Genomic DNA, 21,535 nt, shown 5'->3' on the forward strand with positions numbered 1-21,535 from the left:
ATCAGCGCACGGCCTGATGGCCGAGTGGGCCGTGCCCGGCACCGAACCCGGGCGCGGCCTCCAGCGCGGCGCGCACGAAATTGCGGGCCTGTTCGATGGCAGGCACCATGCCAAGCCCTGCCCCCAGCCCGCAGGCGATGGCACTTGCCGTCGTGCAGCCGGTGCCGTGCGTGTGCCGCGTCTCGATACGCGGAGCCGACCATTCGAGCGGTTCCTCACCGGGGCGATAGAGCCAGTCGGTCACTGTCTCACCCGGCGCATCGCCGCCCTTGGCGAGGAACGTGATGCCGCGCTCCTGCAAGGCCTTCACACCGCCGAGTGCATCGAGCTCCGGCACGTTGGGCGTGGTGATCGCGGCCATGGCCATCAAGCGTTCGAACGCGGCAATCGTATCGGCATCGGCAAGCACCGAGCCGCTGGTCGACACCATGACGGGATCGAACACGACCGGCGCATCGACACCTTCCAGCAGGTCCGCGACCGCATGGGCAATGGCAGGCGAGCCGAGCATGCCGATTTTTACGGCATCCACGCCGATATCGTCGATGCAGCTTTGCGCCTGCGCCGCGACCATTTCGGGCGACAGAACTTCAACCGCCTGAACGCCGGTCGTGTTCTGCGCCGTGATCGCGGTGATCGCGGTCATCGCATAACCGCCCAGCATCGTAATCGTCTTGATATCGGCCTGAATGCCGGCGCCGCCCGAACTGTCCGAACCGGCAATGACCAGAACACGCGCCGGTGCGCTCACCCTTGCGCGTCCTTCATCTTTTCAGCTTTCAACTGGTTCGATGCCGAACGCGTCGGCCTGTCGACCAGTTCGCCGCCGCATTTGGGACAAAGATCGTCCAAGTCCTCGGCACATTCTGCGCAGTAGGTGCATTCGAAGCTGCAGATGAACGCGCCGGGCGCTGCTGCCGGAAGGTCCGCTTCGCAGCGTTCGCAGTGGGGTCGCATTTCCAGCATCAGGAACTCGCCTCCTTCACCGCGTCGCAGATCGCATCGACGACCTGTTCGACCTCGGCGGCATCATCACCTTCGGCCATGACACGAACGACCGGCTCTGTCCCCGACTTACGAATGACGACGCGGCCCTTGCCCGCCAGAACGCCTTCACCATTCGCGATCGCGTCCTTCACTTGCGGGGTTTCCAGCGGATTGCCGGAGTAGCGAACGTTCTTCAGGATCTGCGGCACCGGATCGAACAGGTGCAGCAGTTCGCTCGCCTTCTTGCCTGACTGGACCAGCGCGGCCAGCACTTGCAGCGCCGCAACCGTGCCGTCACCGGTCGTCGCATGGTCGAGCAGGATCATGTGGCCCGACTGCTCGCCGCCGACGTTGAAATCGCCCGCGCGCATCGCCTCCAGCACGTAACGGTCGCCGACAGCGGTGCGCACCAGGCTCAGCCCCTCCCCTTCGAGGAAGCGTTCGAGGCCGAGGTTGCTCATCACCGTGGCCACCACGCCACCGCCCCTCAGGCGGCCCTGCCGGTTCCAGTCGCGCCCGATCAGCGCCATGATCTGGTCGCCGTCCACGGTCTTGCCCTTCTCGTCCACCACGATCAGGCGGTCCGCATCCCCGTCGAGCGCGATGCCGATGTCGGCTTCTTCTTCTACGACGCGCTTCTTGATCGCGTCGACCGCAGTCGAACCGACGTCGCGGTTGATGTTCAGACCGTCGGGCGACACGCCCATCTCGATCACTTCCGCGCCCAGTTCCCAAAGCGCGGGCGGGGTCACGTCGTAGGCAGCGCCGTTCGCGCAATCGATCACGATCTTCAGGCCGTCGAGCCGGACCATGTTTGGCAGCGATGCCTTTACTGCGTGGATATAGCGTCCGCGCGCGTCATCGATGCGGCGGGCGCGCCCGATGTCCTGCGGGGGGACGAGAAGCTGTTCCTGGTCGATCATCATCTCGACCGCGAGTTCATCCTCGTCCGAAAGCTTGAAACCGTCGGGCCCGAACAGCTTGATGCCGTTGTCCTCGAACGGGTTGTGACTGGCCGAGATCATGACGCCCAGATCGGCACGCATCGAACGGGCGAGCAGCGCGACCGCCGGCGTCGGCATCGGGCCAAGCAGCACGACATCCATGCCCACGCTGGTGAACCCTGCCACCATCGCGCTTTCCATCATGTAGCCGGACAGGCGCGTGTCCTTGCCGATCACCACGCGGTGCTTGTGCCCGCCGCGCAGGAAATAAGTGCCCGCGGCCTGGCCGACCTTCATCGCCATCGACGCGGTCATGTTGCCGGAATTGGTGCGCCCCCTGATCCCGTCGGTGCCGAAATACTTGCGTCCCAAGTCGCGTCCTTCTTCGTTTCAATCCTGTTGGAAAGCCAATGAGCCAAGGCCGATGGCAGTTCCCCGCCCGTCATGACACCCCCGATGGCGCGCGTGAAGGCGGATGGTGCACGTTCGAACGCGAAATATACCCGAAACTGCAACTTGAACCTGCGCAATGCGTTTACACATATGAACGCGAGACAACAAAACGCGACCGTCCAAGGAGTTTAAAGATGGCCATTGCCTTTCCCGACCTGCCCTATGCCCACGATGCGCTGAGCCCGGCGATCGGTTCGGAAACGCTGCAGACCCACCACGGCAAGCATCACAAGGCTTACGTCGACAAGACGAACGCCGCGATCGAAGGCACCGACCTTGCAGACGCTTCGCTGGAATCGATCATCGCCAAGGCTGATGAAACCGGCAACGCGGGCCTGTTCAACAATTCGGCACAGAGCTGGAACCACGCCTTTTACTGGCACTCGATGGCCCCTTCGAGCGAAGGCCCGAGCGGTGACCTGCTCGACGCGATCAATGCCGCATTCGGCTCGGTCGATGCGCTGGTCGAAAAGCTGCAGTCGGCTGGTGCCGGCCACTTCGCATCGGGCTGGGTCTGGCTGGCCGCTGACGCGGACGGCAAGCTCTCGGTCGAAGAAACGCACGATGCGGGCACGCTCGCCATCGGCGGCAAGAACCCTCTCCTCACGCTCGACGTGTGGGAACACGCTTACTACCTCGACCACAAGAACGTGCGTCCCGACTACCTGAAGGCCGTCAGCACCGGCCACATCAACTGGGACTTCGCGGCAGAGAACTACAAGCGTGGTTCGATCTGGTCGTACCCCTCGGCCTGAGCCGGGAACACCTGAACAAGCGAAAGGCCGGGATCGTCTCCCGGCCTTTTTCTTTTGCGCCTTCGCCACGTGTCAGGCGCCTGCTTCGTCTTCCTCTTGTGGTCGCAGAAACAGCGGTTCGCCGAACAGGAAACCGATGATGTTGGGATGTCCCAGATGTTCGAACAGGGCCATCAGGGTGATGAGGATGGGCATCGAAAGCACCGCGCCCAGAACGCCCCAGACCCAAGTGAAATAGCTGATCCCGATCAGGATCACGACCGGGTTCATCGTGAAGCGCGCACCAAGGATCGCAGGTGTGACCGCATTGGCCTCGATCGTGTGCAGGCCAAGATAGGCCGCCGCCGGAACCAGCCCCATCAGGATCGTGTCCGCCGTGCCCATGCCGACCAGCAGCAGGATCGCCGTCATCGCAAAAGGCCCGATATAGGGCAGGAAGTTGAGCAGGGCGGCCAGACCGCCCCACATGATCGGCGCCTCGAGCCCGATGGCCCACGCGCCCAGCGCGGCAACGACGCCGACGCCCAGATTGATGAGGCCCACCGTCAGGATATAACTAGCCACGCGGTCCTGCACTTCGCGAAGAGCACGCGCCGCTTTCAGCGAAGCACCGAATTCCGCACGTTCAAGGAGGAGCCGGTGCCGCATGCGCGTCCGCGCCTCGATCATGAAAAACGCCATGAGGAACGTGAGCAGCGTTTCCAGAATGACCGTCGGAGTCGCCAAGGCCACACGCTCGATCATAGATGGCGTGGCGACGACGACTTCCTGGCCCTGCTTGGGCCCGCTCAACTTGCCAATGCGTTCGCCAAGGTCGTTGATCCAGTCGAGCTGTCCGCGCAGCTGCCCGAACGACTTGTCGATCGACGCGATCATTTGTGGAACCTGATCGAACAGGTCCGCCGCAGGTTGCAGGATGGCCGTCGCGGCCAGGACCAGCACGCCGATGAAGATCACGACCGCCAGCAGGGACGCGATCACGTTCGGGATACCGATGGAATTGATCTTGTCAGCAAGCGGCGAGAGCAGGATCGTCAGCACCACGGCCGTCACCAGCGGCAGAAAGACGATCGACCCGATCGACAGCACGAAAGGCAGGGCCAGGAACAAGCCCAGCCCGATCATCAACAGCAATGCAGAAGCAAGTCGCCCGAGGTCGAGATCCGCACCGGCGGTGCGGCCGCCAAGGTCTGGCCCGGCAGCGTTGCCGGCCAGCCGCTCAAGCCGCTGTGCGTTGGTTTCTTCCCTGTCTTGATCCCGATCCTGATCGTCGTCCGCCATGGCAGCCCTCCGGCCGCTTCTAGCGGTTTACGTTGACCTGCGGCTCGGCCATGTCGTCGAGCTCACCCATGATCGCACGGTGCGCGGCGGCATCCTCGATCGAACGCTGGGGGATGTCGCCCTCTTCCAGCATCGAGGTAAGCGCAGCGCGGGCGCGGCCCACGCGGCTCTTGATCGTGCCGACGGCGCAATCGCAGATTTCCGCCGCTTCTTCATAGCTGAAGCCGCCCGCGCCCACGAGCAGCAGAGCCTCACGCCGTTCGGGCGGAAGGGTCAGCAGCGCGCGGTGCATGTCCGACAGGTGCAGCGGACCTTCCTGTGCCGCAGGCGCGGTCAGGATGCGTTCGGCCACGGTTTCATCGTAGTCGGCGCGGAACCGGTTGCGGCGCATGTCTGTGAGGTATGCATTGCGCAGGATCACGAAAGTCCAGGCGCGCATCGACGTGCCGGGCTGGAACCTCTCTTGCGCGGCCCATGCCTTCATCAGGGCTTCCTGCACGAGATCGTCGGCCACGTCGGGCCGGCCGCACAGGCCGCGGGCAAATGCACGCAGATGGGGAATGACTTCGGTCAGCTCTCGCTTGAAATCGTGCGCACGCGCACGTTCTTCGGCCTCAGAGCGCTCGGGCACCGCAGCAGGCTGCGCCTCGCTAGTCGCGTTCTTGGCCATTACTCCTCCGTGTCAAACTTGGAGAGGAGATCGTTGAAACTGTCCGGAAGCGGTTCCTCCACCACCGAGTCGTAGAGCTGCCGCAGGCCCGACGCCCAATCAGGGCGCTTTTCGGGCTTCTTCTGCCGCTCTGTCTCGTCGTCCTTTTTCTTCACGTCCCTCATTCGCTTGTCTGTCATCTCGAGCACTGCGACCCCTTGCCGGTGTTCAAAGCCGTAAGCCGAACCGGCAACTGCTGTCCGCTGACGTTTCAGAAATATATCAAACACACTGGCGGGAACGAAACGGCACGCGATTGGTTCCCGCGAATGGATGTAATAATGAAAGAGGCCGGATTTGCCTGTTTGCTCGTCGATGCTGCCTGATGGTTTCCCGCGTGAACACGACAGTATCACATGCCTCATCCCGGCAGGATTCTGATCTGAGCAAAACGTGGAAGTTCAGCCCCACCCTCTGAAAAGCGCCGCTCATGTGAAAGAGCGCCGCGGCCGCCGTGCCGACCCTCGGCTCGGCCGCGTGTTGCGCGGGTTTGCCCGTTTTCCCCGCGCGCTGCCGATCGGCATCTTCGTCGCCATCGCGCTGCTGACTGGTGTCGGCGTCTGGGCGATCGAGATGGCGCAGAAGGATGCACGACGCACCGAACTCAGCCAGATCGCCACCGGTGCCAGCGCGGCGCTGGAACGGCGCGCCAATGCCAATGCCGCCTATCTGCGATCGGGCGCAGCCCTGCTCGCCACGCAGGACGACGTTCCCGCCTCGCTGTTCCGTACTTTTGTCGGGCAGCTCCGCCTCGATGCGAATTTTCGCGGCGCAGAAGGTATCGGCTGGGCCGAGCGGGTCGACAGCAACGATATCCCCGCATTCGAGGCGAAACAGGACGAATTGGGCGCGACCGACTTCGCCGTCCACCCCCTTCCCCGTTCGGACCAGGCCTATGCCGTCCCGGTGACCTATCTCCAGCCGCTGACAGACCGGAACCGCCGCGCCATCGGCTTCAACATGTTCTCCGAACGCACCCGCCGTATCGCCATGCTCGAGGCTGAACGCCTTGCCCGCCCGACCGCGTCGGGACGGGTCGTCTTGGTGCAGGAAGGGACCCAGACCACGGCGCCCGGCTTTCTTATCTATATGCCGGTGTTCAAGATCGATCCTGCCGGCGGCCGTCGCCTGCAAGGCTATGTCTATAGCCCGTTCAACGCGCAGGACTTCGTGGAATCCGCGCTGGAAGGGGAATTGCCCAACCGTGCGCGCATCGGGCTTTATGACGGCCCCATCGCATCCGATAACCTGCTTGCCGAGATTTCGACCGGCGAAACAGGCGGAGAGAGCCTGACGCGGCAGATTTCCATCGGCAACCGCACTTTCACGATGGAAGTGCATTCGTTGAAAAGTTCGGTGCTGAGCGATGTGGCCGTGATTGTCCTGCTCTCTGGCCTTGTCGTCGCCAGCCTTGCGCTTGCCATTGCATGGCTGCTGACGCGCCAGGCGGCAGAGGCGCGGCAGGTCATCGGTATTCTTGAGGAACAGGCCGCGATCCGCAATTCGCTGACGCGAGAGCTGAACCACCGTGTGAAGAATACTTTGGCCAATGTCTTGTCGATCGTGTCGCTGACGCGGCGGCGCGCGACATCGCTGGATGCGTTCGCCACCTCGCTCGATGGTCGCATCCGCGCACTTTCGGCAACACATGACCTCCTGACCCAGTCGGAATGGGGCACCACACCGGTAAAGTCGGTGATCGAAGTCGAGATGGCGCCTTATGCTCTGGGCCGCGATTCCATTGTCGAGATGGACGGCCCCGAGGTCGAACTGGCGCCAAACGATGCCCTTTCGCTTGGCCTTGCGATCCACGAACTGGCGACCAATGCGGCAAAATTCGGCGCGCTCAGCGTGCCGGGCGGCAAGGTCTCGGTCGACTGGGACCTTGTTTCGGAAAATCTCGTCCGCGTACGCTGGAAGGAAAGCGACGGCCCGACCGTGTCGGACGACCGTCCGCGTGGCTTCGGCACCGAACTGATCGAGAAGATCGTCGCCCACGAATTGCGCAACCCCGTCGATCTTGTCTTCGAGGCGAGTGGCGTGCGTTGTACGATGCTGATCCCTGTCCGCACCCGCAGCGAATTCATGATCCGCGCGCGGCAGGAGCGTGAAAAGAACCGGGGCTAGGGGTTAGCGTAAACGGAGGCGATCGGCTGTGAGGGCCCGCTGCGTTAGCCTTCCGACAAGTCTGCCCACCATTCCTCTCTCGCAGGTCGCCAGACACGAAAAGGCCCGCTGCTCGAACCTGAGCAGCGGGCCTTTCGTTTGGCTCTTGCAGCGCGCCTTACGGCAGCGGACGGCTCGATCCGAAGAACAGCGCCTGGCTGATGGCGGCGCGGACCGTCGATTCCTGGAACGGCTTGGTGACGAGATACGTCGGCTCAGGCCGATCGCCCGTCAGCAGGCGTTCGGGATAGGCGGTGATGAAGATCACCGGCACCGAACCGATCGACAGGATATCGTCCACCGCGTCGAGGCCCGAGGACCCATCGGCAAGCTGGATGTCGGCGAGCACAAGGCCCGGCATCTTGTCGGCAATGACGTCCTGCGCCTGCGTGCGCGTCGCGGCCGTGCCGCAGATGTCGTGACCAAGCGAACGGACGAGATCTTCCAGCTGCATCGAGATGAGTGGCTCGTCCTCGATGATGAGGACGTTAGTCGTCGATTCCTTGTCGATCTCCGACACCGCTTCCTGAACGAGATTTTCGACCTCTTCTTCAGAGATGTCCATGATCTCGGCAGCCTGGGCGATCGAGAAATCCTCAAGCGTGGTGAGAAGCAGCGCCTGGCGGTTCATCGGCGTGATGGCCGACAGACGTTCCTGCGCAGCAGCCGCGTGATCGACGATACCGGAATCGGTATCGGCCACCTCGAGGAAAGCGCTGGCCCAGAGCTTGTTAAAAGCGCGGTAGAGGGGGACGCGCCCACCTTCACCGAGGCTGGCCTTCAGTTCCGGATCGGCGAGAACCGCCTCCAGAGTGGCGCGGACGAAAGCGTCGCCTGTGCTTTGCGAGCCCGAAAGCGCGCGAGCGTAGCGACGAAGATATGGCAGATTGGCGGCAACCTTGGCCCCGAGAGACATGCAAGCCCTTCCCGTAAATTGGATCGACTGCCGTAACGCGTGCGCGCGATGTCGGTTCCCGGAAAAATTGCCGAATTGTTCACGTCGTTGCAATTGCGTGTCTTTCGAGGCACGGGACTGCTATTGGCGAAGCGAAAATACGTACGAGGGAAGGCATGATTTCGGGTTCGGAGCATTTTGCCTGCACGCAATGTCCGCTGTTGTCCTGCCCCGGCCTGCGTGAGCAGGAGAAGGATCGCCTCGCCCTTATCCAGGAATTCAAGCACGGCGAACTCGGCGTGGATCGGGGCGAGCAGGTGCTGGTGCAGGACACCAGGAGCGAGCATCTCTATACCGTCCTCAAAGGCGTGTTGATCCGTTACCGCCTGATGGATGACGGGCGGCGCCAGATCATCAACTTCCTGTTCCCCGGCGATCTGGTCGGTCTTCAGGCCACGCTGGACGAGCCGATGACGCACGGGGTCGAAGCGCTGACCGATGCACGGCTTTGCGTATTTCCCCGCGCCGACTTCCGCCGCTTCGTCAGCCAGTTCCCCGATCTCAATTACGACATCGTCTGGCTAGCCGCGAAAGAAGAAGCCGCGCTCGAGGAACATCTGGTCGCACTGGGCCAGCGCAACGCGCGCGAACGGATCGCCTATCTCGCCCTGTTCCTGATTGAGCGGGCCGAGCAGACCTGTTTGACGAGCGGGCCGCACAAGATTTCCCTTGCCGTCACGCAAAGCCAGATTGCCGACATGCTCGGCCTCTCGCTCGTTCACACCAACCGCTCGCTTCAGTCGCTGCGCAAGGACGGGCTGGTTCGCTGGACCCTGACCGAAATCGAGATCCCCGACATGGATGCCGTCCGCGATCTGGTTCAGGTGGAGAACGTCAACCGGAAGAAGCGCCCTTTCATCTGATTTATTTGCAATAAAATCAGATATTTACTAATTTTCTTGGGCGAAATGCAGATTCTTTTCGAGTCCGCAGGAACCACTTTTTCGGACGAGCATTTCCTTAATGTCACCGCCGAGACCCCCCCTCCCGTCCAAGCGGCCGGTGATACGATCCCGAAAGGCCTTCGTTCCCTAACAGGGGGAGCGGAGGCCTTTTTTTTCACCCCTCCCCGATCCCGATGTGTCATCGTTCGCCAAAACGAAAAAGGCCCGCCAGACGGCAGGCCCTTTGGCTTTGCGATAACGGCGTGCTTTATTCGGAGCTGATCGCACCCTTGATGCGAGAGAACAGGCCGGTACGGCGGCTGTCCGATACGGCGTCGATCAACGCTTCCGGCGCGTAAGGCTTGGTGAGGACCGTACCCAGTTCCTTGATGTCGGCAGGGATCGCCTCAGGATTACCAGTAGAAAATACGATACGCGGCGGACGGGGGCCGAGTTCGTTGACCAGTTCGGCCACGGCCCAGCCATCGTCGCGATCGACGAGGTGAACGTCGAGCACGATCACGTCGGGCTTCTGCTTGTCGAGAGCAGCCAGTGCCTGCTTCGTGCTTGAGCAGACGGTGACCGATGGAGAGCCCGCGGCAAGCAGGATATCCTCGATCGACATGGCCAGGATCGGGTCGTCTTCCACGACGAGAGCCGTGCCGACGTTACGGTCGGTTCCCTTCGGCTTCGGCTGCGTGGACATGAAATATAGCTTCCCTGATAGGGCGTTCATTCGCCTTGTTCTGCAAACGCGAGGAAGGCGTACGAAGTTCCCGCTTCGCCGCCGCAATCGCGAAAGAATTCGGGAAGCCGGTCAGAGCGGCTTGGAATAGATCGTGTACTCGCGGTTCACGTCGGCATCGATCGCCTCGGCAATTGCGTTCATTCCCTGGTTGTCGTCAAGGATCCAGCCGATCTCGCCGCGCTTGGCGTTGTAATCCTCGACCGCGGCACGGCGAATATATTCGATCATCATGAAAGCAAGCTGGCTGGCAAGGCGCGAGCTTTGCAGGTGTTTGCGAACGCCCATCAGCGGCACGCGCATATCCGCGTTCTTCGGCTTGCGGATCCAGTTCAGCAGCTTGAACCAGCCGAAGGGAAACAGCTTGCCGCCTACCGTCTTGATCGGCTTGTTCACGTCGGGAAGCGTCATCATGAAGGCCACCGGCTCACCGTCATATTCGGCAATCATGATGAGGTCCTCGCGAACCAACGGGCGCAGCTTCTTGCCGGTATGCGCAACCTCGCGGTCGGTAATCGGCACGAAGCCCCAGTTGCCTGACCACGCGTCGTTCAGGATTTCGAGAATGATCGCCGCTTCCTCGTCGAACTTCGACTTGTCGACACCGCGGACCTTGATCCGATCGTTCTTCTCACCCGACGAGATGATCCGCTGGATCAGCTTCGGAAAATCCTGCGTCACGTCGAGGTCGAAAGTGCGCAGCACTTTTGCAGGCGTATAGCCCAGCGCCTCGACCCAAGGCTGATACTTCGCCGGATGGTGGCCCATCATCACGGTGGGCGAATGATCATGGCCCAGCGTCAGCAGGCCCGGTTCTTCCCAGATCGAAAGGGAGATCGGCGCGAGAATGCGGGTCATGCCCTTTTCGCGCAGCCATGCCTCTGCCCGCAGGATCAGCGCTTGTGCGACCGCCTCGTCCTCGGCGTCCATCAGGCCCCAGTTGCCGGTGCCCGGTCCCATGCCCTGTTCGGGCGGCATGGAATGCGCCAGCTTGTCGAAATGGGCAGAGATACGGCCAACCGGCTTGCCATCGCGCGTGGCGATGAAAAGCTGGACTTCGGCGTGGTCGAAGAAGGGGTTCTTCTTCGGGTCGATGACTTCGGCAGCCTCGGCCCGAAGCGGCGGGACCCAATGGGGGTCGTCGCGGTTCAGCGCATAGCCGACGTTCAGAAAGACCTTGCGCCCGGCGCCGTCGACGACCGGCTCGACGACGATGCCGTTACCCTGTGCCCCCATGTTTTCTATTCCTGCTTCAGGCCGCGGTCTTGTCGCGGTTGGGGTCGAACCCTTCCTTGCCCATCGCGCGGCGGCGCGGGTGGCCCGAGGCGATGCCGCCCGACAGGTCCTTCACCCAGGGCCAGCGTTCGGCCACGGTCTCCTCATAGCCGAGGTTGAACACGGTCGGCGAACGCTTGGGGCGGTCCTTCTTCTCGTAATAGGTGCCGAGAATGCGGTCCCACACGTAGTTCGTGATGCCGTAGTTGCCGTCCTCGTCGAAGTAGTGATGTTCGACGTGACGCTGCTTCATCGTCTGCACCCACTTCCACTTCGGCTTGAAGGCAAGGTGCTGGATGCAGTGCATGAACTCGTAATAGCAGGTCGTCAGCAAGCCGCCGGCAAAGGCCGCGGCAAGACCGCCGATGCCGCCGATCGCATAGCCGATGGGCGCGGTGGCGATGAAGATCGTCGGCACCGTCGTGTGCAGCGCGCCGAACAGCACTTCGAGGTGGTTCGGATCCTGGTGGTGGTCGTAGTGAATACGCTTCCACGTGCTGGCAAGCGGCTTGATCTTGTACATCCACTGACCGTGCAGGACGTACTGGTGCAGCAGGTGCCAGACCAGCGGATAGACGACCATCGCGGCGAGAAACGCGGCGGCCGCGCGCAGCGGCGTCGTCGGCCAGATCGCGAAGGCAACCACGCACAGCGCGGTCAGGCCGAGATAGGCGATGATCGTGTAGTGCTGAAAATACGCAACGATCAGCTGCTTCAGCGTCATCCGGTCGAGATAGTGCGAGCGCTTCCAGAACGGGAGCTTCGCCTCGTCGGCGGCTGTGGTCGAGGTGGTCTGCGTCATTTTTGGTCGGCTTCTTCGATTGATCCTTGGGCGGGCCCTTAGCATTTGCGGAACGCACGTGCCAGACGTGCGAGACGGCCCGCGGCAATTGGCGGGCCGGCGTGATTACGGCGCAACGGCTGAACCGGGGCTGAGCGCCCGGTTCAACAGGCGTTGCCGCTACGGAAAAGGGCCGCCCGGCAATGCCGGCGCGGCCCTTCACGTTCCCCTTCCTGTCGGAAGACCGTTAGTCGGTCTCGACAGTCATCGACGGGTTGCCGTCGATATCGGCGCTGACCGAGGTGCCGCCGTCGTTGATGTCGGCGTTGACACCGTCTTCGCTGATCGTGATCGAATCGCCGTCGTCGGCGTCGACGACCGGCTCGGTCATCGCCGGATCGGTGCCGACTTCCTCGGTCATGACTTCGGTTTCGGCTTCGGCCGGAGCGTCGGCAGTGCTGTCACAAGCGGCAAGGCCCAGCGCAGACACGGCGACAAGGGCGGGCAGGATGATCTTCTTCATGTGTGCGTCTCCAATTTGTGGCGCAATTGTGGCAACTACGTCTGAATTGGGGCAGCGGTTCCCGAAAAGATCCTATTCCTCGGTTCTGAGCAGGACGAGTTCGCCGATCAGGGCGAACAGGAAGAAGGGGGCCCAGGCGGCCAGAAACGGCGGATATCCGCCGAAATTACCGATGGCGAGCGCGGCGTTGTCGACCACGAAATAGGCAAAGCCCAGCGCCATGCCGATGACCGCGCGAACGAACAACTGCCCGGAACGCGCCAGACCAAATGCGGCAACTGCGCCCAGAAGCGGCATGAGAGCAGCCGACAGCGGGCCGGAAATCTTGTGCCACCAGCGACCTTTCAGTTCCTCGGTCCGGCGGCCCGCAGCTTCGAGATCCTGGATCGATTCGCGCAGCTTGAAAATGTCCTGCCCGTCGGCGTTGACCGAACTGATCGAGATTTCGCGCGGGGTGATGCCTTGTCCGACGACAGTGTCGGGCGGAAAATCGACCGTGGCGATGTCGACGGCAAAGCGCGTCGGTTCCTTGAGCAACCAGCCCTCGCCGGTCCACGTCGCGGAGTCGGCGCGCCACTGCTCGGTCAGCATCAGGTTGGGATCGCGGCGGTACCAGGTCACGCCGCCAAGCGTCATGGCATCGCCGTTACCGGCTGCCGTGCGCGCCGCGAGAATCGCATCGCCCTCTGCCATGTAGATGTCGGTTCTTATGTCCGAACCGGGCGGTACGGGGCCGTAATCGGCTTTCTCCCACGCGCTGAGCGTTGCAGTCGCGCGCGTCACGATGCGTTCGTTGAAGCCGAAGCTCAGCACAGAAACGAAGGCAGCGGTCAGCACCAGCGGCGCGAGGATCTGGTGCGCGGAAAGCCCTGCGGCCTTCATCGCGATGACCTCGCTGTTCTGGTTGAGCGTCGCCAGTGTCAGGATCGTCGCCAGCAGCACGGAATATGGCAGGAATCTCGCCACAAGTTGCGGCGCGCGCAGCGAAACGTAAGTCCAAAGCGCGCCTTCGCCATTGCCTTCGGCAGCAAGGATGTCGCCGCTGGTGCCCAGCAGGTCGAGGATCTGGAGGACGAGCACAAGCATCGCCAGCACCGCGAAGATGCGGACGACGAACGTCTTGGCGAGGTAGATCGTCAGGCGTTTCGACGGGAAGAAATCAAGCCGCATGGTGTTCCTCCGCCATGCGCTTCAGTTCCTTGCGCCCGGTAAAGCGCATCAGGCGGAAGACGGCGGTGATCTTCTTGCCCACGGCCGATGCCCCGCGTTCCAGCCAGCCGATCGCCTGACCGCCCGGCACGTATGCCACGCGCCAGTACATCCAGATGATCAGTGCGGCGAACAGCACGAACGGCACCCATAGCGATATGATGGGACTGACAAGACCAAGCGCGGCGACGTCTTCGCCGTACTGGTTGATCTTGTGATAGGCGACGACCATCACGATCGACACGAATACGCCAAGCGCGCTGGTCGATCGTTTCGGCGGGATCGCCAGCGAGACGGCGAGAAGTGGCAGAAGCAGCATCATCACCACCTCGACAAGGCGGAAGTTGAGGCTGGCCAAAGTCTCGTTCCGTACGGTCTGGTCGACCTGGTCGTTCCAGCCCAACTGCAGCAGTTCGGGCAGGATATATTCGCGATCCTCACCCCCGCGTTGGCGGAACTGCTCGATCTCGGGCAGGTCGATCGGTAAGTCGTAGCTTGAGAATGACAGCACGCGCGGCGCGTTAAGGTTCGGCTGATCCTGAATGATCGTGCCATCGGTCAGGCGCAGAATGATCGTGTTCTGGTCATCCGCATTGGCAAGGAACCGCCCGCCGCGCGCCGAGATGGAGAGCATGTCGCCTTTCTCGTCCGTGACGCGGGCGAAGATGCCGCCCAGTTCGCGCCCGTTGTCGCGGCTTTCCTCGATCCGCAGCGCGGTCTTGTCCTGGATCGTGTTGAATTCGCCCACGTCGATCGAGGCACCCAGCGCGCCCGACGACAGTTCGAAAGCCAGCCGCTGGTAATCGTAACGCGACACCGGCTGGACCCAGTAGACCAGCACGAAGTTCAGCGCGACCAGCGCCAGCGTGATCATGTAGGGCACCTTGAGCAGCTGGGTGTACCCCATGCCCACGGCGCGCAGGACATCCAGTTCCGAAGTCGTCGCCAGTTTGCGGAACGCGAACAGGATGCCCAGCATCAGGCCCAGCGGGATCGCGAGGCTCATGTATTCGGGCAGCAGGTTCGCCAGCATCCGGAACACGACGCCGATCGGCCCGCCCTCGTTCGCGACCACTTCGAACAGGCGCAACATCTTGTCCAGCACCAGCAGCGATGCCGCCAGCGCCAGCGTGCCCAGCATCGGCATCAGCGTCAGCCGGAAGATGTAACGGTCGATGGCGGAAAAGAACTTCAAGGTGCTCGCATTCGGTCCTTTGCGGGGCGGATCGGCAAGGCGATGCCCCTTCGTGTGAGGGCGTCATAACGGCAACTCTCGCCAACGTCACCCGTTTCAGATGGGGTTCATTCGCCGGCACGTCTACTCCCCCCGATAAAAGGAGAGGGTCGATGCGTTTCGTTTTGATTGCGGGACTTGCGGCAAGCGTGGCCGCCTGCGCCCCGCCCCCGCCAGAGAAAGCCACTAGCGCAGCTACGCCGTTGCCCACCGGCGCGAGCGTAGGGACGGACGGTTTCTGGTCGATCGCCGAGGCTCCCGCGATCGGCTGGCCCGAGGTCGTGCCCGCCGACCCGTCGATCGGGCAGGAGGACATGTTCGACAAGTATGCCCGCGAGAACGGCATCACGCGCGAGCAGGCGATGAACCAGATCAACGGTCCGGCCCGCCTTCACGAAATCATGCAGCGCATCTCCGAAAAGGTTCAGCGCGAGGAAGCGGGCAATTTCGTGCAGTTCGTGATGGTGCGCGACCCTTCCGTCCGGATGGAAGTCTGGTTCAAGCACGACGCCGCCGCGACGCTGGCGAAACATACGAAGGACCCGCTGTTCGTACCGCGCGAAGGCGGACTCTCGCACGAAGAGCGGGACCGCATCCAGAGCGAATGGAACACGCGCCTTTCCAATGCCGGACTGTCCTTCAGCAGCTACGGCCTCGAACGCGAAGGGGTGGTCAAGTTCGACCTCGGTGTGACCGAGGAGAAGTTCCGCGAGGTGGCCAAGGCAAAGGGATGGAACCTCGATGCGCCGGTCCGCTTCGAATTCGCCAAGCCCCAGCCGCCCGCCTTTGCGGAGGAGGCGCTGCCCAGTGGAGTGCGGATTTTCGCGCGCGAGCATATGGAGCCGGGGGCGCGACACATGGCGCTGTACCATGACACCATCGTTCTCAAGGACGGGTGTTTCAAGACAAAGGGCAGCGGCGATCTGGTGATGTTCGCCTATGACGCGCAGCTATCGACAGATGACAATGGCTATCTCACCGTCATCAGCCCCAATGGCCGCGAACCCTATCGCATCGGTGAGCCCGGCAACTGGGGCGGGCCGAACGGAGTGGACGAGAAGAACCCCGACGTGATCGCCTTGCGCAAGGCCTGCGGCGACGGGACCATCATGAACGTCGCCAACCCGTCGAGCGCGCGGCTTTTCGCGCTGCCCGCGCCGCAATGGGTGACGAACTATGCCGAGGCCAAGGGTCTCACCCGCCAGAAGGCGTGGGACGATGTGACCGATTGCATGAAGGCCGAGGAAGCCGAAGGGCGCACCGGGCTGAACGCGCGGGACGTCTGCATTCGGCAGTTCAACTAGGAAAGGACGCCTACGCCTTTTCGAGCGTGCACTGCAGCGGGTGCTGGTTCTGCCGGGCGAAATCCATCACCTGGTTCACCTTCGTCTCGGCAATCTCGTAAGGGTAGATGCCGCAGACGCCCACGCCGCGCTGGTGCACGTGGAGCATGACTTGCGTCGCCTGCTCCATGTCCATGCGGAAAAAGCGCTTCAGGACCATCACGACGAATTCCATCGGCGTGTAGTCGTCGTTGAGCATGAGAACCTTGAACTGGCTCGGCTTTTTGGGTTTGGCACGCGTACGGGTGGCGAGGCTCACCTGGCCTTCACCACCGTCGCCGCCGTCGGGTTCGTCGCCACGTTCCCCGTCGTCGGGCCCTGCATGGACCGGAACGCCGACGGTGCCCATCAAGGACGGGACCGGCAGGCCGGAAGTCATCGGGCACGCGCTGTCGGGGGCCGTGAAGGCCGCGCGGCAACCCTGTTCGGAATCGTCGTGAACCTTCGCCATATTCCTCGAGAATATCGTATCGGGGGCGCTTCCTACAAGGGGCAGCGACGCAATTGGATCATACAAAGACGAAAACGGGGCTGGCAGTGGTTAACCTGCCGGCCCCGTTCTCTGATCGGGAAGGCCGGCGTCTGGCGGGACGACGGCGCTTCCGATGCTTAATGGGTCAGTCTGCGATTAGGCAGCCTTCACCTTTTCCATGGCGAGCGAAACGCGGCTCGACAGCGGCTGAGCGGCGTCGTTGGCCAGCTTCAGCATCGCTTCGGTGTTCTTCGACGCGGTAGCAACCGACTTGTCGAAGTACTTGCGCATCATCGCGCTCTGCAGCTGGAAGAAGTCGGTCGGCGACTTCACGGCTGCGAGTTCCTTGACCTCTGCGGTCAGGGCTTCGAATTCAGCCTTCGAGTCTGCGACGAGGCCGCGACCCATTTCCTGCATGCCGCTGGCAAAGATCTTGCCCGATTCAACCATGGCTTCGAAGTTGCCCTTGGTGAATTCGGTAGCTTCGCCCATCATGGCGGTGCTCTTTTCGTAGGCTTCCTTCGACTTCGTCTGCATGTCGGCCATTGCGGTCTGGATGCCCTTGGTAAGCGCTTCGGGGGTAGTCATCTTGCTAAGCTCCTGAGTGATCTTGGTTGTGATTTTGGCGGGTTCGGATGCCACCGCAGCGATCTTCGCGGCGGGGGCGGCAACAGTCTTCTTCACTGCGGCCTTGGCAGCTGCCGGCTTGGCGACGCGGGCCTTGGCGGGCGTCGGCTTGCTGGCGGCCTTCTTGGCCGGAGTCTTCTTCGCCGGGGTCTTCTTTACCGTGCGCTTCGCCACCGCGGTCTTGGCCGTCGACGTCTTCAGCGCAGGCTTGGAAACCGGCTTCGCAACAGCGGCCTTGGCCGCCGGCGCGGGAGTCTCTTCGATCTTTGCCGCAACTGCGGGTTCGGTCTTAGGCTCGGCCTTTGCCTTGGGCGCTGCCTTCGGCTTGGCCGGTGCTTTGGGCTTTTTCGGAGCGGCCTTGGGCTTTGCGGTAGGGGTGCTACCGGCTGCAGCCTCGTAAGCCTTGTCAGCTCCGTCGTCCTTGCTTGCCATCGAGATTACCTCGTCTGCTATCCATGCAGCGAAGGGAGGCCAAATCGTTCCAGGCTTCCCCCCGCAACAGACCCGCCTATCGGGTCATGTTGCAGTGCACAATAAGTGCCGGGAGGCTTCGAGTCAAGGATTATGTTGCACTGCAACAAAAGTCTAACATTGCTCGTCGCGGCAGTAATGCAGCTCGTCGCAAGTACTTCATTTCATGCGGACATATCGTCCCGGTGCGTCTTCGATCACAGTGTCGCCGCGGCCGCCGGGCTTGCGCTTTCCGGTCGCTTTTACGCGCGTCGCATCAAATGATTCGATCCAGCGGATCCAGTCCGGCCACCACGAACCCGGCGTTTCGACCGCCTGTTCGCGGAAGGCATCCAGAGTGTCGGGAACGGCCGGCTGCTCGGCATCGGGTTCGCCCACAGACCAGTACTGGTACTTGCCCGACGACGGCGGATTGACGACGCCCGCGATATGGCCCGACCCTGCCAACAGGAAGCGCATCGGACCCGACAAGTGCCGCGTCATCTTCCACACGCTGTTGAGCGGGGCGATGTGATCTTCAACGCCCGCCTGGATATAAGACGGCGTCACGTTGCGGCGAAGGTCGATCGGCGTGCCGTGCGCGCTCAGCGCATCGGGCACGACCAGCAGGTTGTCGTGATAGAGGTTCTTCAGATACTCGCGGTGGAAGCGCGCGGGCAGGTTCGTGCTGTCCCCGTTCCAGTAGAGCAGGTCGAAGGCGGCGTAGTCCTCACCCAGCAGGTAATTGTTGATCACGTAGTTCCAGATGAGATCCGGACTGCGCAGCAAATTGAACGCCAGCGCCAGGTAGCGCCCGTCGAGGAATCCCTCACCCGCAAGCGAATCCACCATCGCCAGCTGCTGCTCGTCGATGAAGGCCTTCAGTTCGCCTGCCTCGGTGAAGTCGACTTGCGCCGTGAAGTAGGTCGCGCTCGCCACTTTCTCCGCCTCGCCCCGTCGGCCCAGCACGGCCAGCGTCGCGGCCAGTGTCGTGCCGCCCACGCAATATCCGATGGTGTGGACCGACGGCACCTTGAAGCGTTCGCGGGTCACGTCGATCGCCTCGATCATCGCCTCGATATAGTCTTCCCAGCCCACGTCGGCCATCGACGCATCGGCAGAGCGCCACGATACGAGGCACACGGTCAGCCCCTGCTCGACCGCCCATTTCACGAAGCTTTTCTTCGGACCGAGGTCGAGGATGTAGAACCGGTTGATCCACGGCGGGAAGATCAGCAGCGGCGTCCCGATCACCGTGTCGGTGACAGGCGTGTACTGGATGATCTGGAACAGGCGGCTTTCATAGACGACCTTGCCCGGGGTCGCGGCGATATTCTCGCCCAGCGTGAAGGCATCGTTGTCGGTATGCTTGAGCTTCCCCGCCTCGAGATCGGCGATCAGGTGCTCCAGCCCCTTCACCAGATTCTCGCCACCGGTTTCAAGCGTGCGTTCGATGACCAGCGGATTGGTCAGCGGGAAGTGTGCGGGGCTCAGCGCCTCGCAGAACAGGCGGGTGAAGAACTTCAGCTGCTCGCGCCGTTCCTTCGTCAGTCCCTGAGCCGAATCGGCAGCCTCCAGCATCTGTTCCGCCGCCATCAGGTAGGCCTGGTGCAGAACGGCGAAGGCGGGATTTTCCTGCCACTTGGGGTCGCGGAAACGGCGGTCCTTGCGCGGCAGGGCGACTTGCGCCCCTTCGGCGACTTGCGCCATCCCGCACTGGGTCAGCACCGTATCCCACAGCGCCATGGCATCGGCGAAAAGCTGGTCCTGACCGTCCTCGCCGCCCAGCGGCCATTGCTGCATCCAGCGGCCCGCCATGCTGAACCAGCGCGCCGGATCGACGATACCACTGGCCGCGATGCCGGGGTGCGTCTTCAGAAAGTCGCGCCAGACATCATTCATGTTCTGCGCAATGGCTTTCCAGTCGACTTTGTCGGCGCCGGCCTCATCCGCGTCGCCTTTCGCAGCGGGTGTATCGAGGAAGGCAGAGAACATCGCCTTGGTGGCGCTGTCCTGCATCTCGATCATGTCGCGCATCGGGCCGTCCATCATGCCGAGGAACGGGCCAGCCATCAGCGATGCCAGGAACGGCGTTTCGCCCGGTCCTACCAGCGGCATTTCGGTCCTGGTCTTGTCGCTAGCGCCCGTGTCTTTTGTATCGGTGGCCATGGCTTTCTCCCGTCGCGTACCAACATTGCAATGCAGCAGATGAAAGATCAACGCTGTCAAAAGGTCGAACGAGAAACAAAATTGCTCTTGCGCGGACTTGCGGGACATCGCAATGCCCCCCATGCTTTGGGGCAGTGCCCCGACGGCATGGCCACACAAGTGGCGCAACACGAAACGGCCATTTGGCCCATTGGATATTAAGCCGAGAGATGGACAACGAGTTCTACCGCATCAAGCGCCTGCCGCCCTATGTCATCGCCGAAGTCAACGCGATGCGGGCCGAGGCGCGCCGCGCGGGACGTGACATCATCGATCTTGGCATGGGCAATCCTGATCTGCCGCCGCCGCCGCACGTCATCGACAAGCTGTGCGAAGTGGCCCGAAAGCCCGACGCCCACGGCTATTCGCAGTCGAAGGGCATTCCCGGCCTGCGCCGCGCACAGGCGAACTACTACGCCCGCCGCTTCAACGTGGAACTGGACCCCGAGCGCGAGATCGTCGTCACGATGGGTTCGAAGGAAGGGCTCGCCAGCCTCGCCACCGCGATCACCGCGCCGGGCGACGTCATCATGGCGCCCAACCCCAGCTACCCGATCCACACGTTCGGCTTCATTCTGGCTGGCGCGACGATCCGCGAAGTACCGACGACGCCGGACGACCACTATTTCGAGGTTCTCGAAAACGCGATGCGCCACTCGGTGCCGCGTCCCACGGTGCTGATCGTGAACTACCCGTCGAACCCGACGGCAGAGACGGTCGACATCTCGTTCTATGAACGACTGGTTCCGTGGGCGAAGGAGAACAACGTCTGGATCCTGTCCGACCTTGCCTATTCGGAGCTCTATTACGACGGCAAGCCGACCCGCTCGATCCTTGAGGTTCCGGGCGCAAAGGACGTCGCGGTCGAATTCACTTCGATGAGCAAGACCTATTCGATGGCCGGCTGGCGCATGGGCTTTGCCGTGGGCAACCAGAAGCTGATCTCGGCGCTGACGCGCGTTAAGTCCTATCTCGACTATGGCGCGTTCACCCCGATCCAGGCCGCCGCCTGCGCGGCATTGAACGGCCCGCAGGACATCGTCGAGATGAACCGCAACCTCTATCAAAAGCGCCGCGACGTGATGGTCGATGCCTTCGCGCGCGCCGGTTGGGACATTCCCAGCCCGCCGGCATCGATGTTCGCATGGGCCCCGCTGCCTCCGGCACTGAAAGAGATGGGCAGCCTCGAGTTTTCCAAGCAGCTCCTGACCGAAGCCGAAGTCGCGGTCGCACCGGGCGTCGGGTACGGCGAACAGGGCGAAGGCTACGTGCGTATCGCCATGGTCGAGAACGAGCAGCGCCTGCGGCAGGCCGCGCGCAACGTGAAGCGCTGGTTCAAGTCGATGGGAATCAACACCTGACCGGCGTTTGATCGGCCTTTGTCGGGCTGACGCGAAAACCGGATTGCACCGCGCGTAAAGACTCGCTAGGTGCGCCCCTCACCCGTGGTGAGGCCCGATGGCGGAGTGGTGACGCACCGGACTGCAAATCCGTTTACGCCGGTTCGATTCCGGCTCGGGCCTCCACGGTTGAA

General features: G+C 62.5%; 21 protein-coding genes and 1 tRNA gene. 6 read left to right on the forward strand and 16 right to left on the reverse strand.

Translation table 11 applies throughout. The features are described 5' to 3' along the window. Position 1: 1 nt before the first annotated feature. From thiD to glmM, 3 genes are read right to left on the reverse strand one after another with little or no spacing between them, the layout of a single operon-like run. Entirely contained in the window at positions 2-751 is a 750-nt protein-coding gene (gene thiD / locus KIH45_RS07195; RefSeq protein WP_213175307.1) for a bifunctional hydroxymethylpyrimidine kinase/phosphomethylpyrimidine kinase, read from the reverse strand. Further along, on the reverse strand, positions 748-966 hold the full coding sequence (locus KIH45_RS07200) for a DUF1272 domain-containing protein (protein ID WP_213175308.1): 219 nt from the start codon (positions 964-966) through the stop codon (positions 748-750). The genes thiD and KIH45_RS07200 overlap by 4 nt, the downstream gene beginning before the upstream one ends. After that, entirely contained in the window at positions 966-2,303 is a 1,338-nt protein-coding gene (gene glmM / locus KIH45_RS07205) for a phosphoglucosamine mutase (protein ID WP_213175309.1), read from the reverse strand. Before glmM ends, KIH45_RS07200 begins: the two co-directional genes overlap by 1 nt. 215 nt (positions 2,304-2,518) lie before the next feature. Here glmM and KIH45_RS07210 point away from each other — a divergent pair, with 215 nt between their 5' ends. Then, positions 2,519-3,139 (forward strand): superoxide dismutase, encoded by a 621-nt coding sequence (locus KIH45_RS07210; RefSeq protein ID WP_213175310.1) that lies wholly within the window; start codon positions 2,519-2,521, stop codon positions 3,137-3,139. A 72-nt stretch (positions 3,140-3,211) separates the two neighbouring features. Here KIH45_RS07210 and KIH45_RS07215 read toward each other — a convergent pair whose 3' ends face one another. The 3 genes from KIH45_RS07215 to KIH45_RS19085 are packed head-to-tail and all read right to left on the reverse strand — an operon-like array spanning position 3,212 to position 5,494. Further along, on the reverse strand, positions 3,212-4,420 hold the full coding sequence (locus KIH45_RS07215) for an AI-2E family transporter (RefSeq protein ID WP_213175311.1): 1,209 nt from the start codon (positions 4,418-4,420) through the stop codon (positions 3,212-3,214). Positions 4,421-4,439: 19 nt separating this feature from the next. Next, on the reverse strand, positions 4,440-5,090 hold the full coding sequence (locus tag KIH45_RS07220; RefSeq protein WP_213175312.1) for a sigma-70 family RNA polymerase sigma factor: 651 nt from the start codon (positions 5,088-5,090) through the stop codon (positions 4,440-4,442). Continuing rightward, the gene (locus KIH45_RS19085) at positions 5,090-5,494 is read right to left on the reverse strand and encodes a NepR family anti-sigma factor (protein WP_225899706.1); all 405 of its coding nucleotides are present in this window, start codon (positions 5,492-5,494) and stop codon (positions 5,090-5,092) included. Before KIH45_RS19085 ends, KIH45_RS07220 begins: the two co-directional genes overlap by 1 nt. A 67-nt stretch (positions 5,495-5,561) precedes the next feature. Between KIH45_RS19085 and KIH45_RS07230 the strand changes: the two genes are divergently transcribed. Further along, positions 5,562-7,256 carry a CHASE domain-containing protein gene (locus tag KIH45_RS07230; protein ID WP_337925415.1) on the forward strand — a complete coding sequence of 565 codons (1,695 nt, stop codon included), beginning with the start codon at positions 5,562-5,564 and terminating at the stop codon, positions 7,254-7,256. A gap of 157 nt (positions 7,257-7,413) precedes the next feature. Here the strand turns inward: KIH45_RS07230 and KIH45_RS07235 are convergent, their stop codons facing one another. Continuing rightward, positions 7,414-8,211 (reverse strand): response regulator, encoded by a 798-nt coding sequence (locus tag KIH45_RS07235; protein WP_213175313.1) that lies wholly within the window; start codon positions 8,209-8,211, stop codon positions 7,414-7,416. Positions 8,212-8,366: 155 nt separating this feature from the next. Here KIH45_RS07235 and KIH45_RS07240 point away from each other — a divergent pair, with 155 nt between their 5' ends. After that, positions 8,367-9,113, forward strand: coding sequence for a Crp/Fnr family transcriptional regulator (locus KIH45_RS07240; RefSeq protein WP_213175314.1), 747 nt, complete (start codon positions 8,367-8,369; stop codon positions 9,111-9,113). Positions 9,114-9,402: 289 nt separating this feature from the next. Here KIH45_RS07240 and KIH45_RS07245 read toward each other — a convergent pair whose 3' ends face one another. From KIH45_RS07245 to lptF, 6 genes are all read right to left on the reverse strand, one after another. Then, positions 9,403-9,840 (reverse strand): response regulator, encoded by a 438-nt coding sequence (locus KIH45_RS07245; protein WP_213175315.1) that lies wholly within the window; start codon positions 9,838-9,840, stop codon positions 9,403-9,405. Positions 9,841-9,951: 111 nt separating this feature from the next. Next, on the reverse strand, positions 9,952-11,115 hold the full coding sequence (locus KIH45_RS07250; RefSeq protein WP_213175316.1) for an N-acetyltransferase: 1,164 nt from the start codon (positions 11,113-11,115) through the stop codon (positions 9,952-9,954). Positions 11,116-11,131: 16 nt separating this feature from the next. Then, a complete protein-coding gene (locus KIH45_RS07255; RefSeq protein ID WP_213175317.1) occupies positions 11,132-11,956 on the reverse strand; it encodes a sterol desaturase family protein in 825 nt (274 codons plus the stop codon). 226 nt (positions 11,957-12,182) lie between these two features. Beyond that, a complete protein-coding gene (locus KIH45_RS07260; protein ID WP_213175318.1) occupies positions 12,183-12,458 on the reverse strand; it encodes a hypothetical protein in 276 nt (91 codons plus the stop codon). Between the two features lie 72 nt (positions 12,459-12,530). After that, positions 12,531-13,628 (reverse strand): LPS export ABC transporter permease LptG, encoded by a 1,098-nt coding sequence (gene lptG / locus KIH45_RS07265; RefSeq protein WP_213175319.1) that lies wholly within the window; start codon positions 13,626-13,628, stop codon positions 12,531-12,533. Next, entirely contained in the window at positions 13,618-14,862 is a 1,245-nt protein-coding gene (lptF, locus tag KIH45_RS07270; RefSeq protein WP_213175320.1) for an LPS export ABC transporter permease LptF, read from the reverse strand. Before lptF ends, lptG begins: the two co-directional genes overlap by 11 nt. A gap of 152 nt (positions 14,863-15,014) precedes the next feature. On the opposite strand from lptF, the gene KIH45_RS07275 reads away from it, so the two are divergent. Then, positions 15,015-16,205 (forward strand): hypothetical protein, encoded by a 1,191-nt coding sequence (locus KIH45_RS07275; protein WP_213175321.1) that lies wholly within the window; start codon positions 15,015-15,017, stop codon positions 16,203-16,205. Positions 16,206-16,215: 10 nt separating this feature from the next. Here KIH45_RS07275 and clpS read toward each other — a convergent pair whose 3' ends face one another. From clpS to KIH45_RS07290, 3 genes are all read right to left on the reverse strand, one after another. Beyond that, entirely contained in the window at positions 16,216-16,593 is a 378-nt protein-coding gene (clpS, locus tag KIH45_RS19435; protein WP_420481926.1) for an ATP-dependent Clp protease adapter ClpS, read from the reverse strand. Positions 16,594-16,872: 279 nt separating this feature from the next. Continuing rightward, positions 16,873-17,775 (reverse strand): phasin family protein, encoded by a 903-nt coding sequence (locus KIH45_RS07285; protein ID WP_213175322.1) that lies wholly within the window; start codon positions 17,773-17,775, stop codon positions 16,873-16,875. 198 nt (positions 17,776-17,973) lie between these two features. Then, positions 17,974-19,962 carry a PHA/PHB synthase family protein gene (locus tag KIH45_RS07290; protein WP_225899708.1) on the reverse strand — a complete coding sequence of 663 codons (1,989 nt, stop codon included), beginning with the start codon at positions 19,960-19,962 and terminating at the stop codon, positions 17,974-17,976. A gap of 209 nt (positions 19,963-20,171) precedes the next feature. On the opposite strand from KIH45_RS07290, the gene KIH45_RS07295 reads away from it, so the two are divergent. Next, on the forward strand, positions 20,172-21,362 hold the full coding sequence (locus KIH45_RS07295) for an LL-diaminopimelate aminotransferase (RefSeq protein WP_213175323.1): 1,191 nt from the start codon (positions 20,172-20,174) through the stop codon (positions 21,360-21,362). Between the two features lie 91 nt (positions 21,363-21,453). Then, positions 21,454-21,527: transfer RNA gene (locus KIH45_RS07300), tRNA-Cys, on the forward strand. The last annotated feature ends 8 nt before the right edge of the window (positions 21,528-21,535 follow it).

Origin of the sequence: Croceicoccus gelatinilyticus (assembly GCF_018398395.1) — a bacterium.
GTDB lineage: Bacteria > Pseudomonadota > Alphaproteobacteria > Sphingomonadales > Sphingomonadaceae > Croceicoccus > Croceicoccus gelatinilyticus.

Bases quoted from the DNA above. Each gene is read 5' to 3' on its own strand.
- KIH45_RS07200 (WP_213175308.1), bottom strand. From the start codon at position 966: ATGCTGGAAATGCGACCCCACTGCGAACGCTGCGAAGCGGACCTTCCG.
- KIH45_RS07210 (WP_213175310.1), top strand. From the start codon at position 2,519: ATGGCCATTGCCTTTCCCGACCTGCCCTATGCCCACGATGCGCTGAGC.
- KIH45_RS07215 (WP_213175311.1), bottom strand. From the start codon at position 4,420: ATGGCGGACGACGATCAGGATCGGGATCAAGACAGGGAAGAAACCAAC.
- KIH45_RS07220 (WP_213175312.1), bottom strand. From the start codon at position 5,090: ATGGCCAAGAACGCGACTAGCGAGGCGCAGCCTGCTGCGGTGCCCGAG.
- KIH45_RS19085 (WP_225899706.1), bottom strand. From the start codon at position 5,494: ATGAGGCATGTGATACTGTCGTGTTCACGCGGGAAACCATCAGGCAGC.
- KIH45_RS07235 (WP_213175313.1), bottom strand. From the start codon at position 8,211: ATGTCTCTCGGGGCCAAGGTTGCCGCCAATCTGCCATATCTTCGTCGC.
- KIH45_RS07240 (WP_213175314.1), top strand. From the start codon at position 8,367: ATGATTTCGGGTTCGGAGCATTTTGCCTGCACGCAATGTCCGCTGTTG.
- KIH45_RS07245 (WP_213175315.1), bottom strand. From the start codon at position 9,840: ATGTCCACGCAGCCGAAGCCGAAGGGAACCGACCGTAACGTCGGCACG.
- KIH45_RS07250 (WP_213175316.1), bottom strand. From the start codon at position 11,115: ATGGGGGCACAGGGTAACGGCATCGTCGTCGAGCCGGTCGTCGACGGC.
- KIH45_RS07255 (WP_213175317.1), bottom strand. From the start codon at position 11,956: ATGACGCAGACCACCTCGACCACAGCCGCCGACGAGGCGAAGCTCCCG.
- KIH45_RS07260 (WP_213175318.1), bottom strand. From the start codon at position 12,458: ATGAAGAAGATCATCCTGCCCGCCCTTGTCGCCGTGTCTGCGCTGGGC.
- lptG (WP_213175319.1), bottom strand. From the start codon at position 13,628: ATGCGGCTTGATTTCTTCCCGTCGAAACGCCTGACGATCTACCTCGCC.
- KIH45_RS07275 (WP_213175321.1), top strand. From the start codon at position 15,015: ATGCGTTTCGTTTTGATTGCGGGACTTGCGGCAAGCGTGGCCGCCTGC.
- clpS (WP_420481926.1), bottom strand. From the start codon at position 16,593: ATGGGCACCGTCGGCGTTCCGGTCCATGCAGGGCCCGACGACGGGGAA.
- KIH45_RS07285 (WP_213175322.1), bottom strand. From the start codon at position 17,775: ATGGCAAGCAAGGACGACGGAGCTGACAAGGCTTACGAGGCTGCAGCC.
- KIH45_RS07290 (WP_225899708.1), bottom strand. From the start codon at position 19,962: ATGGCCACCGATACAAAAGACACGGGCGCTAGCGACAAGACCAGGACC.
- KIH45_RS07295 (WP_213175323.1), top strand. From the start codon at position 20,172: ATGGACAACGAGTTCTACCGCATCAAGCGCCTGCCGCCCTATGTCATC.